The sequence below is a fragment of the Halomonas sp. genome, from assembly GCF_052095695.1.
Classification (GTDB): domain Bacteria; phylum Pseudomonadota; class Gammaproteobacteria; order Pseudomonadales; family Halomonadaceae; genus Vreelandella.
The window spans coordinates 1-14,168 of the sequence record NZ_JBQDLQ010000030.1; the positions used below are offsets into that span (position 1 = coordinate 1).

General features: G+C 54.2%; 16 protein-coding genes. 12 read left to right on the forward strand and 4 right to left on the reverse strand.

Features of this window, described 5'->3' with window-relative positions; translation table 11 throughout:
• Window positions 1–184 (forward strand): hypothetical protein (locus ACTH5D_RS08040; RefSeq protein WP_441670010.1); only part of this gene is annotated, 184 nt, incomplete at its 5' end.
• Here the strand turns inward: ACTH5D_RS08040 and ACTH5D_RS08045 are convergent.
• On the reverse strand, window positions 181–615 hold the full coding sequence (locus ACTH5D_RS08045) for an acyl-CoA thioesterase (protein WP_441670012.1): 435 nt from the start codon (window positions 613–615) through the stop codon (window positions 181–183). The genes ACTH5D_RS08040 and ACTH5D_RS08045 overlap by 4 nt on opposite strands.
• A 190-nt stretch (window positions 616–805) precedes the next feature.
• Between ACTH5D_RS08045 and ACTH5D_RS08050 the strand changes: the two genes are divergently transcribed.
• The 11 genes from ACTH5D_RS08050 (at window position 806) to nth (ending at window position 11,689) form a co-directional block, all read left to right on the forward strand.
• Entirely contained in the window at window positions 806–1,735 is a 930-nt protein-coding gene (locus ACTH5D_RS08050) for a recombination-associated protein RdgC (RefSeq protein WP_441670014.1), read from the forward strand.
• A gap of 105 nt (window positions 1,736–1,840) precedes the next feature.
• Window positions 1,841–3,022, forward strand: a complete 1,182-nt coding sequence (locus ACTH5D_RS08055) for a 1-acyl-sn-glycerol-3-phosphate acyltransferase (protein WP_441670016.1) — start codon at window positions 1,841–1,843, stop codon at window positions 3,020–3,022.
• 115 nt (window positions 3,023–3,137) lie between these two features.
• Complete coding sequence (locus ACTH5D_RS08060) at window positions 3,138–3,419, forward strand: hypothetical protein (RefSeq protein WP_096280222.1); 282 nt, start codon at window positions 3,138–3,140, stop codon at window positions 3,417–3,419.
• Window positions 3,420–3,522: 103 nt separating this feature from the next.
• Window positions 3,523–5,559, forward strand: a complete 2,037-nt coding sequence (metG, locus tag ACTH5D_RS08065) for a methionine--tRNA ligase (protein ID WP_441670018.1) — start codon at window positions 3,523–3,525, stop codon at window positions 5,557–5,559.
• Between the two features lie 180 nt (window positions 5,560–5,739).
• On the forward strand, window positions 5,740–6,321 hold the full coding sequence (rsxA, locus tag ACTH5D_RS08070; RefSeq protein ID WP_441670020.1) for an electron transport complex subunit RsxA: 582 nt from the start codon (window positions 5,740–5,742) through the stop codon (window positions 6,319–6,321).
• Between the two features lie 12 nt (window positions 6,322–6,333).
• Window positions 6,334–6,945 carry an electron transport complex subunit RsxB gene (gene rsxB / locus ACTH5D_RS08075; RefSeq protein WP_441670022.1) on the forward strand — a complete coding sequence of 204 codons (612 nt, stop codon included), beginning with the start codon at window positions 6,334–6,336 and terminating at the stop codon, window positions 6,943–6,945.
• Window positions 6,929–8,611 (forward strand): electron transport complex subunit RsxC, encoded by a 1,683-nt coding sequence (gene rsxC, locus ACTH5D_RS08080; RefSeq protein ID WP_441670024.1) that lies wholly within the window; start codon window positions 6,929–6,931, stop codon window positions 8,609–8,611. Before rsxB ends, rsxC begins: the two co-directional genes overlap by 17 nt.
• Window positions 8,608–9,642 carry an RnfABCDGE type electron transport complex subunit D gene (locus tag ACTH5D_RS08085; RefSeq protein ID WP_441670026.1) on the forward strand — a complete coding sequence of 345 codons (1,035 nt, stop codon included), beginning with the start codon at window positions 8,608–8,610 and terminating at the stop codon, window positions 9,640–9,642. Before rsxC ends, ACTH5D_RS08085 begins: the two co-directional genes overlap by 4 nt.
• Window positions 9,639–10,274: an electron transport complex subunit RsxG gene (gene rsxG, locus ACTH5D_RS08090; protein WP_441670028.1), complete on the forward strand. Its 636-nt coding sequence runs from the start codon at window positions 9,639–9,641 to the stop codon at window positions 10,272–10,274. The genes ACTH5D_RS08085 and rsxG overlap by 4 nt, the downstream gene beginning before the upstream one ends.
• A complete protein-coding gene (locus ACTH5D_RS08095) occupies window positions 10,271–10,984 on the forward strand; it encodes an electron transport complex subunit E (RefSeq protein WP_441670030.1) in 714 nt (237 codons plus the stop codon). The genes rsxG and ACTH5D_RS08095 overlap by 4 nt, the downstream gene beginning before the upstream one ends.
• A gap of 66 nt (window positions 10,985–11,050) precedes the next feature.
• Window positions 11,051–11,689, forward strand: a complete 639-nt coding sequence (gene nth, locus ACTH5D_RS08100) for an endonuclease III (RefSeq protein ID WP_441670032.1) — start codon at window positions 11,051–11,053, stop codon at window positions 11,687–11,689.
• 28 nt (window positions 11,690–11,717) lie between these two features.
• Here the strand turns inward: nth and ACTH5D_RS08105 are convergent, their stop codons facing one another.
• The 3 genes from ACTH5D_RS08105 to ACTH5D_RS08115 are packed head-to-tail and all read right to left on the reverse strand — an operon-like array spanning window position 11,718 to window position 14,143.
• Window positions 11,718–12,782: a tRNA-queuosine alpha-mannosyltransferase domain-containing protein gene (locus ACTH5D_RS08105; RefSeq protein ID WP_441670034.1), complete on the reverse strand. Its 1,065-nt coding sequence runs from the start codon at window positions 12,780–12,782 to the stop codon at window positions 11,718–11,720.
• Entirely contained in the window at window positions 12,782–13,789 is a 1,008-nt protein-coding gene (locus tag ACTH5D_RS08110; protein ID WP_441670038.1) for an ArsA family ATPase, read from the reverse strand. Before ACTH5D_RS08110 ends, ACTH5D_RS08105 begins: the two co-directional genes overlap by 1 nt.
• A 51-nt stretch (window positions 13,790–13,840) precedes the next feature.
• The gene (locus ACTH5D_RS08115; protein WP_176483397.1) at window positions 13,841–14,143 is read right to left on the reverse strand and encodes a cory-CC-star protein; all 303 of its coding nucleotides are present in this window, start codon (window positions 14,141–14,143) and stop codon (window positions 13,841–13,843) included.
• Window positions 14,144–14,168: the final 25 nt, after the last annotated feature.

Here is a 14,168-nt window from a genome sequence, read left to right on the forward strand (position 1 = left end):
AATATTGACGGGCAAGATTTCTCTGGCGATGTCACCCATGAAAGTCAGATCCTTGGCACTGCGAGAGTTGAAAGCGCTTAAAAATACCGCCCATGAAGGCACAGCATCTGGGCGCGCAAATATTCCCCATCATACCACCGCAAAAGCGGCAAGGGCAGCCAGAGAGCCCAGCCAAGCCTTTTAGAGGCTAAATGCCTCTTTTGTGATCGTTAATGCGCTCAGCGTTTCACGCACATCACCCTCTATAGCGGCGGCTTTATCAGCCTTTAGCTCCAATAGCACAAACGTTAAATCTGCCTGGGCGATCAGCGTACCGTCCTTATGGATAATACGGTGGTGGCATAGCCCACTACGCTCGCCAACATGGACAATACCAGTAAGAATTTCTAAGTCATCACCATGGCGTGCCGCGGCGAGATAATCAATATTCAAATTGACGACAACAAACGCCCTGCCTGCCTTATGGAGCATTTGAATCATTTCGGGATATTGATCAAAAAAATTCCAGCGTCCCTCCTCCATAAACTCAAGGTAGCGGGCGTTGTTAACATGGCCGTAGCCATCCAGATGATACCCCCGCACGCGCAGCTGCACTCGCGACAACGATGCTGTCATAGTCATTTCTCTTTTTGGTTGTTAAAAAAATTTAGTTGTTCGAAAACTAGCTGTTAAAAAAGCTAGTTGTGCAAAAAGCCAATCAAACACAAGCTTGAAACAAGCGCAACAATGTGGATTGCCGGTAGCATACTGGTAGGAATGCTACTCTTTCGCCATAATGTGCCACCTTTTGAACAGGATTGGCCTCATGTGGTTTAAGCACTTGCATTTATACCGTCTTCACGACGCGCCTGAATTGAGCATCGATGCGCTCGCTAGCGCTTTAGACGAGCATTCCGCCAAACCACTGGGCAACGCCGATGCGCGCCGACTTGGCTGGACAGCGCCAGCAGGACGTCTGAGTAGCGGGCAGCTAGCACATGAAATTCAAGGGCATCGCCTGCTTTCAGCTCTGCGCCAAGAGCGCCTACTGCCTGCATCCGTCGTAAAAGAAGAAGTTGACGAGTTGGTAGCAGACATCGAGGCCAGTGAAGGCCGCAAAGTGACTCGTAAAGAGAAGACCGCCTTCAAAGAGCAGGTCACCGAAGACCTGCTACCCCGTGCATTTGTGCGCAGCCAGAAAATTGATCTCTGGTGGGATACCCGCGGCCAGTTGATTGGCATCAATGCCAGTTCGCGCACCCGCGCCGAGGATATTCTGGATTTGCTGCGTGAAACGCTAGGCAGTTTGAAAGTCACGCCGCTCAGCTCGCAAACGCTCCCTATCCGTGCGATGACGACGTGGCTAGGCGACGCCGCCAGCCGCCCTGCCGATTTGCAGCTAGGCGATCAGGTAGAGCTCAAAGCAAAAGGCGATGATGGCGTGCTGCGGGCCCGGCAAGTCGATCTTGATAGCGATGAAATTCAGCAACTGCTTGAAAGCGGCCGCCAAGCTAGCAAGCTCGCCATTAGCCTGGAAGGACGCTTAAGCTTTGTACTGCATGACGATCTTGCGTTGAAATCATTGCGGTTTGGCGATGCACTCATTGAAGAAGCCGACCATGCTGACGACGGCGATGACGCCCTTGCTCGTCTGGAAACGGACTTTATTTTAATGGCGCAAGCTTTGTCTGAAGACATTCCTCGCTTAATAGAATGGTTAGGCGGCGAGACGCAGCGGGAACCTGCGGCTCAGTAATGGGTTCTCAGTTCTTTATAGGGGCTCAGTTCTCCGCAGGGATAGCGCATTCCTTCGTCTCGATGCTATTCGTCGACACTTTTTATTTATCAGCCAACGGTTCGCATGACTCAATACAATAACGCTACCAACGTCTCTACCACGGCAGATCCATGGGCCGATATTCGGCCCTTTATGGATAATGAAGTGGCCGATGTGCTTGCCAGGCTCTCCCGCGATAACGAGCTGCTGGATGCGCTGACGCGTTTTCGGCTGCCTCGCCTAGCGCGCTGGGCCCCTTCGATTGCACGTACGTTTGCTAGCCGTGCAGTGCGCCGTGAAGTCAAAGGTGTATCGAGCGTTTATGAGTTTCAAATGCGCATTGCGCATTATATGGAACGCATGATTCGCACCACGACGGATGCGCTTGAAGTCACCGGGCTTGACAAACTCGATCCTAATGGCGCTTACCTCTTTATTGGTAACCACCGAGATATCTCCCTGGACCCTGCTTTCGTTAACTACGCGCTGTACCAGGCCAATCGCGACACGGTGCGTATTGCGATTGGCGACAATTTGCTTAAAAAGCCCTATGTCACCGATCTGATGCGGCTCAACAAAAGCTTCATTGTTCCGCGCAGCGCGCGGGGCAAGAGAGCAATGCTGGCGGCCTATCAGCAGCTTTCAGCCTACATTCGCCACACCATTACCGAAGACCAGCACTCGATTTGGATGGCGCAGCGTGAAGGCCGCGCTAAGAACGGCATTGACCACACCGAGCCGGCCATAATCAAAATGCTCATCATGGCCAAGCGCCTTTCAGAGCGCGACATGGTCTTTGGTGAAGCCATCGCCGAGCTAAAATTGGTACCCGTATCGATTAGCTATGAGTATGATCCTTGCGATTTGCAAAAGGCCCAGGAGCTACATGATGTGGACACTCAGGGCGGCTACGCTAAGGGTGAATTTGAAGATATTCGCTCTATTGTGGCCGGCATCACAGGCTCTAAAGGACGCGTAAGGCTGCATTTTGGCGGCCCTGTTGGCTCGGACATGGCAACGCCTGATGAAGTAGCCGCCGAAATTGATCGCCAAGTTATCGGCGGATATCGACTTTTTCCAAGCCATTACCTGGCCTTGGAAGCACTTGGGGAAGCGCCCGAGCTGGTGGCACGCAAGGCCATCACTCGACAAGATAGGGAGCGCTTTAATGCTCGACTAGCCGAGGTACCGGCGCCGCTGCGCCCTTACTGGCTTGCGCAGTACGCAAACCCTGTTAAGCATAAAGCGGGCCGTTTGACGCTTTAAGGTAAGGCCGCTTACAGCAGACAAGCCATGCCCGTTAGCTGAAAAAATGCTATGGTCAAAATATTGATTGGTCTCGCTTGGTGTTAATGCTGATCGCGATCTTAAGGAGACACCCATGTCCGGTTCAGAAATTCAGAAAACACGCGTCATCAACGAGCTACGTGGTTTCATTCGCAAGTTGCTGGAAGACCCGAAAATTCTCGAGCAATCACTGGCCATAGCACGTCAGCAGCTAACCGAGGGCAACAGCCCTGCGGCAATGGTGCGTATCGCCAACGAAATCTCTGACACCACCAGTGTACATATTCCAGAAGATCCCGCTGAGCACTCTGACGCCGACAAACTCTTTTTAGAGCTACTGCGCGAAGTGGTTCAAGAAGAGCAGGCGCTGTACTAAGCGTTACTCACGGCAGCGCCATCGGCGAAGTGTTTAGCGACTTCGCCGTCTTGTTTGTTCCCGCCTCATTCGCACTCTTATTCACTCGGAACTAATCTTCACCATGTCTAACACCGCCACGCGCAATATTTTGGTGACTAGCGCGCTCCCCTATGCCAATGGAGCCATTCACCTCGGTCACTTACTTGAGTATATCCAGACAGATATCTGGGTACGTTTCCAGAAAAGCCGTGGCCAACAGTGCTACTACGTGTGTGCAGATGATGCTCATGGCACCGCTATTATGCTGCGCGCTGAACAGGAAGGCATTTCGCCTGAAGCGCTGATTGAGCGCGTTTCACAGGATCATCAAACGGACTTCGCACGGTTTGGGGTTGGGTTCGACAACTATCACTCGACCCACTCCGCTGAAAATCGCCTCTTCAGCGAGATGATTTATAAGCGCCTGCGTGACAAAGGCCATATCGCCACCCGCGATATTGAGCAGATGTTCGACCCGCAAAAAGGACTGTTTCTCGCCGACCGTTTTATCAAAGGCACCTGCCCTAAATGCGCTTCTGACGATCAGTACGGCGACAATTGTGAGAAGTGTGGCGCAACGTACACTCCCGCGGACTTGATTAACCCGGTCTCGGCTATTTCCGGCGCGACGCCCGAGGTACGCACCTCGACGCACTACTTCTTTAAGCTGCCCGACTTCGCGGATTTCTTACAGCGCTGGATTGATGATGGCCACGTACAGCCGCAAATTCGCAATAAGCTGATGGAATGGTTTGAATCTGGCTTTAACGAGTGGGACATTTCCCGTGACGCCCCCTATTTCGGTTTTGAGATTCCCGACGCGCCAGGCAAATACTTCTATGTATGGCTAGATGCGCCGATTGGTTACCTAGCGAGCTTTAAGAATCTGTGTGACCGAGAAGGCATTGATTTCGACAGCTACTGGAAGAAAGGCTCTGAGGCCGAGGTCTATCACTTTATCGGCAAAGATATTGTCTACTTTCATGCGCTATTCTGGCCTGCCATGCTACATGGTGCAGACCTGCGCACGCCCACTGCCGTCAACTGCCACGGTTTCCTGACCGTTGATGGTGCCAAGATGTCAAAATCTCGCGGCACCTTTATCAAGGCAGCCACCTACGCGGATCATCTAAACCCTGAATACCTGCGCTATTACTTTGCCGCCAAGCTGACATCCAAAGTGGATGACCTGGATTTAAACTTGGATGATTTTGCCGCACGGGTAAATTCAGACCTAGTTGGCAAGGTGGTCAACATCGCCAGCCGCTGCGCTGGTTTTGTGAAAAAGCTCGGCGGCGGCCAGCTAGCGGAGCACTGCGCCGAACCTCAAATGGTCGCCCGCTTTATTGCGGCCGGTGACGAGATCGCCCAAGACTTTGAAGCACGTGAATTTAGCCGTGCCATGCGCCATATTATGGAGTTGGCGGATGAAGCAAACACTTATATCGCTGAAAAAGAGCCTTGGGCACTGGCTAAGCAAGAGGGTCGCGAAGCCGACGTGCTTGAGATCTGCTCGGTCGGCATTAACCTGTTCCGCCAGCTAATGGTTTACCTTGCCCCGGTCATCCCGGCCATGGCTGAACAAGCGCGCGAGTTCCTTAACGTTGACTCGTTAGACTGGCACAGCCGCCAACGCATACTGACCAGCCATTCGATCAATAAATTTAAACCCTTAATGACCCGCGTTGAGCGCGACAAAATCGATGCGATGATTGAAGCATCGAAGGAAGATCTTGTGGAAGAGCAAAAACTCAAAGAAGCACCGAAAGGCCCGTTGGCAAAAGACCCAATCGCTGCCGAAATTGACTTTGAAACCTTTGCCAAGGTTGACCTGCGCATCGCGCGAATCGTTAAAGCTCAGTATGTCGAAGGCGCTGATAAACTGTTGCAGCTGACGCTCGACTTAGGCGGCGAAACGCGCAACGTGTTCTCTGGCATTCGCTCGGCCTATGCACCAGAAGCACTTGAAGGGCGCTTAACGGTAATGGTAGCTAATCTAGCGCCGCGAAAAATGCGCTTTGGCCTATCAGAAGGCATGGTCCTCGCCAGTGCTAATGAAGAAGGCATTTATTTACTAACGCCTGACAACGGAGCCGAACCAGGCCAACGCGTCACGTAACGTATATAAAGCACTCGATGTTAAGGGCAGAGACAGCGCGCTCTGCCCTTTTACGTTTTCAAACATTCATACTGCCACTTCGTGCGACGTTAGTGCCGAGCAACCTATAGGCTAGCCCCTCATCAATCATTCAATCTTTCCCCTAGCAACTGCCGAGTTTTGTTCGCACAATACGCCATCATGAGTGAGCTATTTATTATTTTGATCAGCACTGCGCTGGTTAACAACTTTGTATTAGTCCAGTTTTTGGGGCTGTGCCCCTTCATGGGCGTCTCCAATAAGCTGGAGTCGGCCATGGGAATGTCGCTGGCCACTACTTTTGTATTGACCTTGGCATCGGCAGCAAGCTTTGTGGTTTATCACGGCCTACTAGTGCCGCTGGACGTAACGTACCTGCGCACTATCAGCTTCATTGTGGTCATTGCCGCGGTGGTTCAATTCACCGAAATTATGGTGCGCCAGCTGAGCCCCCTTTTGCATCAAGTGCTGGGTATTTTCCTGCCCCTTATCACAACTAATTGCGCGGTATTAGGCGTCGCGCTGCTATCGCTAAACCGCAACCTTAGCTTCTTTCATACCACGCTATATGGGCTAGGGGCGGCACTAGGGTTCGCATTGATTTTGGTTTTGTTTGCCGCGATGCGCGAACGTTTAGCGGGTGCAGACATCCCGGCGCCGTTTAAAGGTGCAGCCATTGCGATGATTACCGCAAGCCTTATGTCGTTAGCATTTATGGGCTTTTCTGGATTAGTGCAGGGATGAAGGCAGCCCACAATGATTAACACACTGGATATCATCAGTATTGTTAGCGCAGTGGCGGTGCTAACGGGCCTAGGCATTGGTTTTGGTGCCCTGTTAGGCCTCGCCAGCGAGCGCTTCAAACGTGAAGATAACCCTTTAGTTGAGCAAATTGATGCGCTCTTACCTCAGACCCAGTGCGGCCAATGCGGCTATCCTGGGTGTCGCCCCTATGCCGAGGCGATAAACCAGGGCGATGCGCTCAACAAATGCCCCCCAGGTGGCGAAGCAACGATTCACGCGCTGGCTGATTTGTTAGGCCGCGAGCCAGCGCCGCTGGATGGCGAAGTGCAAAGCGAAGCTAAGGTAGCGTTTATTCGCGAAGCGGAGTGCATTGGCTGCACAAAATGTATTCAAGCCTGCCCCGTCGACGCCATTATTGGTGCCGCCAAGCTCATGCACACCGTGATTGAAGATGAATGTACCGGCTGCGACCTGTGTTTAGATCCTTGCCCCGTTGACTGTATCGATATGCTAACGCGCAGCACGCCTCTCAACGATTGGCAGCCACTGATGGCGCAGTCATCTAACGTCATTGCCAGCGACCGATCAGCGCTGCCTGAGGATGCTCATGCCTACCGCGTTTGATTTTCCAGGCGGTATTTACCCGCCCGAGCGCAAGCATCGCTCTCAGCAATCGGCACTGCTTGAAGCGCCGCTTCCTCGCCAGGTGATACTGCCCCTGCAGCAGCATAGCGGCCAGCCCTCCACGCCCTGCGTTAACGAAGGTGATGCGGTGAAGGTCGGCAGCATTATCGCCCGCCAAGAAGGCATGATTTCAAGCCACCTACACGCCAGCATTAGCGGCGTCGTTGTCAAGATTAGCGCGACCCAGATCACCATCGACAGCGATGGACGTGATGACTGGCAGCGCTTGCCTGCGATGAACTGGCAGTTTAGCGAGCCACCTGCCCTTTTAGAGCGCTTAAATGACAGCGGCATTGTTGGATTAGGCGGCGCAGGCTTTCCCACCCACATTAAGGCACGGGTGATGGAACAGTATTCGATTCATACGTTGGTGGTTAACGCCGCCGAATGTGAGCCTTACATCACAGCCGATGACCTCTCGCTGCGCCACTATGCCGGTGATGTGCTCGAAGGCGCGCAGCTAATAGCCAAACTGTGCGGTGCAAGGCACATCGTCATTGGCATTGAAGATAACAAGCCTGAGGCCATTGAAGCGCTTCGCGAGGCGCTGCCACTTAGCCAACCTCTGGCCGTTCAACTCAACGTCATTCCTACCCGCTACCCCAGCGGCGGCGAGCGACAGCTGATTAAAAAGCTGCTCAATCTTAACGTGCCAAGCGATGGCCTGCCCGCAGACGTAGGCGTGGTGTGCCATAACCCCGGCACCCTGCTGGCCTGCCTGCAGGCTGTACGCGACGGGCAGCCACTGGTTTCCAGAGTGGTAACGCTGACAGGCGACGCCATTACATATCCTGGCAATCGCTGGGTGCGACTAGGCACCTCTATTCAGGAACTGCTGGAGCAGGCAGGCCTTGACCGCGCACAGCTGAGCCATGTCATCCAAGGTGGCCCCATGATGGGCTCCCCGCTGCTAACGCTGGCGACACCGGTCACGAAGCTCACCAACTGTTTAATCGCCGCAACGTTCGATGAGTTGCCGCAGGCTCCAGCTGAATCGCCCTGCATTCGCTGCGGCGAGTGCGAAAGCGTGTGTCCGGTGGCGCTACTGCCACAGCAGTTGCACTGGTACGCACGCGCCAAAGACGATGCCAGGATGGAGCGCTATCATCTGTTTGACTGCATTGAATGCGGAGCCTGTAGCTATGTTTGCCCCAGCCATATTCCACTAGTGGCGGATTACCGCGATGCCAAAAACCGCCTACGCCATCAGCGTATAGAAACGCTGAAAGCCGAGCACGCTAAACACCGTTTTGAATTTCGCCAAGCACGACTGGCACGAGAAGAGGCTGAAAAACAGGCCCGCCGTCACGCGCGCAAAGCACAAATCCGACGCAATCCCAGCGATGCAGTCACCGCTAGCAGTGAACAAGTAGACCTGCGTGGCCTACGCATTGCTCATGCCGCTGCCAAAGCGTCGGTCAAAAAAGCCGAAAAAACCTTGGCTCGGGTGGCCCAGGAAGATCCAAAACAGCCGCTTGAAGATCTCGAAATACAGCTTGCGACCGCGCAGGAAAATTTTCGCGCTGCCGATTTACAACTGGCCCAGGCACGCAAGCAGCAGGCTGTTGAAGCGCCCGTGCCCGCTGAGAATAAGGAATCATTATGAGCATGATGCAGGCCTCTCAGACAGGCTGTGAGAACGCCACAGCCCAAAGACCATCAACTGCTAACATCATGCGCTGGGTGATCATTGCCACCCTACCGGGCATCGTCACGATGAGCTATTTTTTCGGCCTTGGCGTACTGAGCAACGTTTTGTTAGCTGCAGCGTTCGGTATGGCGTTTGAAGCGGCCATACTGCGGCTACGCAAACGACCGATACGCGTCACCCTGAATGACTCAAGCGCCCTGCTGACAGGTATTCTTCTCGGCGTATCACTGCCGCCTGCCAGCCCCTGGTGGCTAATCGGCGTGGGCATGGTGGCAGCCATCATCGTAGCCAAACAGCTATACGGTGGATTAGGGCATAATCCTTTTAATCCCGCCATGGTCGGCTACGCGCTGCTGCTAGTATCATTTCCCACCTATATGACGCTGTGGGCACCACCTCAGGGCGCTATACCCAGCGACTTATGGGCTCAAATTAGCGGATCGCTACCAGCAGCGCAGCTTGATAGCTTGAGCGGCGCCACACCGCTGGATGCGTTTAAACATAAAAGCGAGGCGATGCTTGCCAGCGAATTCTGGGCAGCTCAGCCACTGCCCGCAGGAACGTTAACCGCCTGGCGTTTAATTGCTATCGCCTGGCTAGCGGGGGGCGTGCTTTTATTAGTGAAGCGCATTATCAGTTGGCACATTCCGGTAGCGATGCTGAGCAGCATGATGTTACTGGCTACGCTTTTCTACCTTAGCAATCCAAACCACGCCGGCTCTCCGCTATTTCATCTGGTGACGGGTGCAACGCTATTCGGGGCATTTTTTATCGCCACCGACCCCGTTTCTGCGGCCACCAGCCGGCGTGGAAAACTCATCTATGGCGCCGGTATTGGCGCACTGATCATGATAATCCGCAGCGTGGGTGGCTATCCCGACGCGGTTGCTTTTGCGGTGCTGTTAATGAATCTCTGCGTACCGCTGCTGGATCTGTATAGCGTGCCTCGCCCAACGGGCCACGCAGCGCGCGGAGGTCGGCGATGACGCCACGCCAAGCCATGCAGCGTGGCGCTCTAGCACTGGGCACCTTTGCACTGGTAACCGCCGGTAGCGTTGCTGTTACGCGCACATTAACCGCCGACCGCATAGTGACGCATCAGTTGGCTTATCAACACCGTCAGCTTCAACAAGTACTGCCAAGCGCGCTGGCTAATACGCCTATGAAGCGCGTATTAGAGAGTAGCTTCACGCTTCCCAACGCTGAACGACTTGGGCTAGCTTCCGGTGCTCAGGGCTGGCGAATTAGCGACCGAGGCCACCACGCACTGGTTTTCCCGGTCGTGACACGACAGGGTTATAATGGCGAAATTCGTCTTTTAATTGGCATTGATGAACAGCAGCGAATTACCGGCGTTCGTGTGACCCAGCACCAGGAAACGCCGGGTTTAGGCGATGATATTGAGCGCCGCCGCAGTGACTGGATTACCGGTTTTGACGGCCTGGATTTGGCCAGCCTGCCACCCGGCGATTGGGCGGTTGATAAAGACGGCGGTCATTTTGATGCCTTTACGGGGGCCACCATTACGCCTCGCGCCGTGGTTAATGCCGTGCACAGCGCATTGCAATACGCCGCCGACACGCCGCTAGCTATTCCAAATGAGGAGCCAGGCACATGAAATCCAACGCCTCGAGCCATTGGCAGCAGCTTACTCGCGAGGGCCTGTGGTCCAATAACCCTGCACTTGTGCAGCTGCTAGGGCTTTGCCCGCTGCTTGCCGTTAGCACTAGCGTCGTTAACGCACTGGGATTAGCGCTTGCCACGCTGATGGTGATGGTCGCTGCCAGTACCACCATTTCGCTGATTCGCCACCAGGTACCCAGCGCGGTACGCCTGCCCGCCTTCGTGATGGTGATTGCGGCCTTTGTTACCTGCGCTGAGCTACTGATGGCCGCGTATGCCTACCCGCTTTACCAAGTGCTGGGGATTTTTATTCCCTTGATTGTCACCAACTGCGCCATTCTGGGTCGCGCAGATGCGTTTGCCTCGCGCCAGCCCGTGCTGCCCGCGGCCATAGATGGCTTTATGATGGGCCTAGGTTTTGGCGCCGTATTGATACTGCTGGGCGCGCTGCGTGAGTTGCTGGGCCAAGGAACGCTGTTTAGCGATATGGCGCTGCTGTTCGGCTCGGCGGCAGCCGGCTGGCAGCTTACGATTGCCGATGACTATCAGTTTCTATTCTTTGTGCTGCCGCCGGGGGCTTTTTTCGTGGCTGGGATGCTAATCGCGCTAAAAAATGTTCTCGACCAGCGCCAACGCTCCCGAGCCAGCCCGGTAGTAGCCCCTCGCACAGAGCGGCGCGTACGCGTGACCGGTACGATTAAATAATCGGCACACATTAATCAACGCGTCGGTTTAATACGCAGTTTTGTTTTATCATTTAAGAGAACATCCATGAATGCCCTAAAGCGCCATGAAATTTTCTCCCGCCTGCAGGCAGAAAACCCACACCCGACCACTGAGCTTAATTGGCATACACCGTTTGAGCTGCTGGCCGCCGTACTGCTATCAGCTCAATCCACAGATGTCGGTGTCAACAAAGCCACTGCGCGACTTTACCCGGTGGCCAACACGCCGCAGGGGATTATTGATTTAGGGATCGATGCGCTTAAAAGCCACATCAAAACAATCGGTTTATATAACACTAAAGCCGAAAATCTGATGAAAACCTGTCATATGCTCGTCAATCAGCACGCTGGCAATGTGCCTAATACTCGCGAAGCGCTAGAAGCACTGCCCGGCGTCGGCCGTAAAACGGCGAATGTGATTCTTAATACGGCGTTTGGCCAGCCCACCATGGCGGTCGATACGCATATCTTCAGAGTCTCTAATCGGACCGGCATCGCACCAGGTAAAAACGTTGTCGAGGTAGAGCAAAAGCTGCTGCGCCATGTACCCAAAGCGTTTCTGCATGATGCACATCACTGGCTGATACTGCACGGACGCTACACCTGTATCGCGCGAAAACCCCGCTGTGGCAGCTGTATCATTGAAGATCTATGCGACTTTAAAGACAAAACTGAGCTTGTCTAATACCTAACACCTAACGCCAGCGCACGGCTTATGCGCTGGCAGCTAATAGCTGGCGATACGCACCGCGCCAGGCGGGCCATTCCCATGCGGTGGTCGCCAGGGGTGCCGGGCGCGTCGTCGAGTCTGTCAACCAGTCGTAAAGCCGTTGATAAAGCCCTTCCCGCGTGCCGTCATAGCGATAGGCTGACGGATATAGCGCCGGGAAGCAAAGCCTGTCGGGTACCAGCGGAAGCGCCCCGCGCTGGGCTGCCTCCATAATGGCCAGCCCCTGAAACTCATGCCAGGTAGTTGAGACCACAATACCCGCGCCTTCTAGCAGCGCGCGGTATTCAGTCTCTGGCTGCGGGCCCCAGGCAACAACATGCTTAGCTAGACGCTGTTCCGCTTGCTCAAAAATGTCGGGGGATTGACGAAAACGCTGCCCCAGCACGGCAAGCTCAAACGCTACGCCTTCAGCACTTAGCCTAAACAGCACCTCAAAAAAATCATTCGGGTTCTTGTCATACTCCCATCGGTGGTTCCATACAATAAGCTGAGGGCGTCTAGGCGTATCATGCAAAGCGGCTGACCTTATTGATAAAGGTACTGGCAGCACATAAGCGCGTTTACGCAGCGCTTCAAGCGGATTGGCGGCAGGCAAATTTTCCGGCATTTTTTTCAGAAATGCCCGTGCGCCATCAATAAAAGAATCGCGATTATAGGCGCTGTTAAATACAACGCTATCGGCTGCCAAGGCGGTGTAGAGATTGACCATTTTGGCCTCTACTTGTGGCATCTGGTCGCTGGATTCCGGATAGGCGAACTGATTCTCATGAAAGTAGACGATCTTTTGCGCTTGACCAAGATGCGGAAACAGCCCAATTAACGTTGCGAGATCGACCATTGAAGTCGCCAACACCAGGTCAAACGACTGGCTGAGAGTGGCATGCTCTTTTAACATCCAGCTCAGCGGGTTACCGCGAATTCGCCAAGCGAAGTGACGCGGCGGAAGGCTTAATAGTGTCCATGACACATCATCCAGCTGTGCCATCAAGCTCTGCGCCCAGTATCGATGGCTAACTGCTTCATAGGCAGATAACAGTAATACCCGCATTAAAACCCCTGTTGTTCAAGCTTACCCGCCAGCATTTCTAATACCTCAATACCTTGAACATCGGTTGGTAGCCACGGCAAACTTGGCCGCGGGAATCGCGCAAATAGCGTATCTATACGCGCAAGATAGCTGGCTTCCTGCTCGCGCCGCGCCTGTAAAAAAGCACCGTCCGCATCCGTTGGGATCACTCGATTAACCAGCGTCCCTACCACGGGAATATGCGCCTCTTCGAGCGCTCGAACGGCGCGATCTGTTTCTAGAATGGGCAGCCGCTCGGGCGTCATCACAAACAGAAAGCTACAGGCTGTGGTGTCTTCAATGCGTCGTCGCGCCTGATGAAACAGCCGGCGTCGATTGATCAATGTCGTGGCCACTTCCCGGGTACGCTCGTCTAAATCATTCAAAGGGTCTTCACTAGGATCATCAAACGGTGTTGCCACATCACGGCCCCGCTTTGGGGTGAGGTGGTCCAGTACCTTACCAAGCTCTGCGGACTTGCGGTTGTGAGCCAGTAGCCCGTCGGTCCAGGCGGCCATCGCTTCAGGTAATGTTAACAGCCTTAACGTGTGGCCGGTCGGCGCCGTATCGAAAATAATCAGATCGTAGGGCGCGGTGTCGTCGATCATTAATCGCGCTAACCGTTCCAGCAATGCAGCCTCCTGGGTGCCGGGAGATTGGCGGGTTAGACGCATCTGGCGCTCCAGCTCCTGCATCATTTCAGGAGCCGCGTAGCGACGCATCTGCTGGGTCACGCGTTGAAGGTGGGCTTCCACCTCGATATCAGGATCAATTTCCATCGCATCCAGGTTGGGCAGCAGTCGCTGGGGAGCATCACCTAACGAGCGATCGAAGACATCGCCTAAGCTATGCGCCGGGTCGGTCGACACCACCAGCACACGCTTTCCTCGACTGGCCGCGAGCACGGCTAAAGAAGCCGCTACCGTGGTTTTCCCAACACCACCTTTACCGCCTACCCACAGCAGACGACGATTGAGTACTGCTTGCATGGCATCCCTCACTTGTTCGACGTAGCACTCTCTAAGGCAAGACAATAGCCATCAGCAGCAACGGAAGTGGTCCAGCGGCGAACGCTCCATGCCCATTCGTGTGTGCCAATCATGGAAACGCTCCAGTAACAGCGGCTGAAGCTCAAGGGTGTAATACGAGGCCGGATTCTGTAAGCCCATCATTTCAGAGAACACCAACAGCATAAACAGGTCGTCTTCGTCGCGTCGCGCTCGCGCAATAGCGCCTCGATAGCGCGAGTTATATACCTCTTCAGAAAAGAAACGGGCCTGATTCAGCCAGGCCCGTAACTTGTCACGACGCGGCGATGACCCATGCATCGGGTCATCATGCATAGCGCTTACTCCCTTTCAGTCATAC

Coding starts and splice junctions, on each gene's coding strand:
- ACTH5D_RS08045 (WP_441670012.1), bottom strand. CDS start 615: ATGACAGCATCGTTGTCGCGAGTGCAGCTGCGCGTGCGGGGGTATCAT.
- ACTH5D_RS08050 (WP_441670014.1), top strand. CDS start 806: ATGTGGTTTAAGCACTTGCATTTATACCGTCTTCACGACGCGCCTGAA.
- ACTH5D_RS08055 (WP_441670016.1), top strand. CDS start 1,841: ATGACTCAATACAATAACGCTACCAACGTCTCTACCACGGCAGATCCA.
- ACTH5D_RS08060 (WP_096280222.1), top strand. CDS start 3,138: ATGTCCGGTTCAGAAATTCAGAAAACACGCGTCATCAACGAGCTACGT.
- metG (WP_441670018.1), top strand. CDS start 3,523: ATGTCTAACACCGCCACGCGCAATATTTTGGTGACTAGCGCGCTCCCC.
- rsxA (WP_441670020.1), top strand. CDS start 5,740: ATGAGTGAGCTATTTATTATTTTGATCAGCACTGCGCTGGTTAACAAC.
- rsxB (WP_441670022.1), top strand. CDS start 6,334: ATGATTAACACACTGGATATCATCAGTATTGTTAGCGCAGTGGCGGTG.
- rsxC (WP_441670024.1), top strand. CDS start 6,929: ATGCCTACCGCGTTTGATTTTCCAGGCGGTATTTACCCGCCCGAGCGC.
- ACTH5D_RS08085 (WP_441670026.1), top strand. CDS start 8,608: ATGAGCATGATGCAGGCCTCTCAGACAGGCTGTGAGAACGCCACAGCC.
- rsxG (WP_441670028.1), top strand. CDS start 9,639: ATGACGCCACGCCAAGCCATGCAGCGTGGCGCTCTAGCACTGGGCACC.
- ACTH5D_RS08095 (WP_441670030.1), top strand. CDS start 10,271: ATGAAATCCAACGCCTCGAGCCATTGGCAGCAGCTTACTCGCGAGGGC.
- nth (WP_441670032.1), top strand. CDS start 11,051: ATGAATGCCCTAAAGCGCCATGAAATTTTCTCCCGCCTGCAGGCAGAA.
- ACTH5D_RS08105 (WP_441670034.1), bottom strand. CDS start 12,782: ATGCGGGTATTACTGTTATCTGCCTATGAAGCAGTTAGCCATCGATAC.
- ACTH5D_RS08110 (WP_441670038.1), bottom strand. CDS start 13,789: ATGCAAGCAGTACTCAATCGTCGTCTGCTGTGGGTAGGCGGTAAAGGT.
- ACTH5D_RS08115 (WP_176483397.1), bottom strand. CDS start 14,143: ATGCATGATGACCCGATGCATGGGTCATCGCCGCGTCGTGACAAGTTA.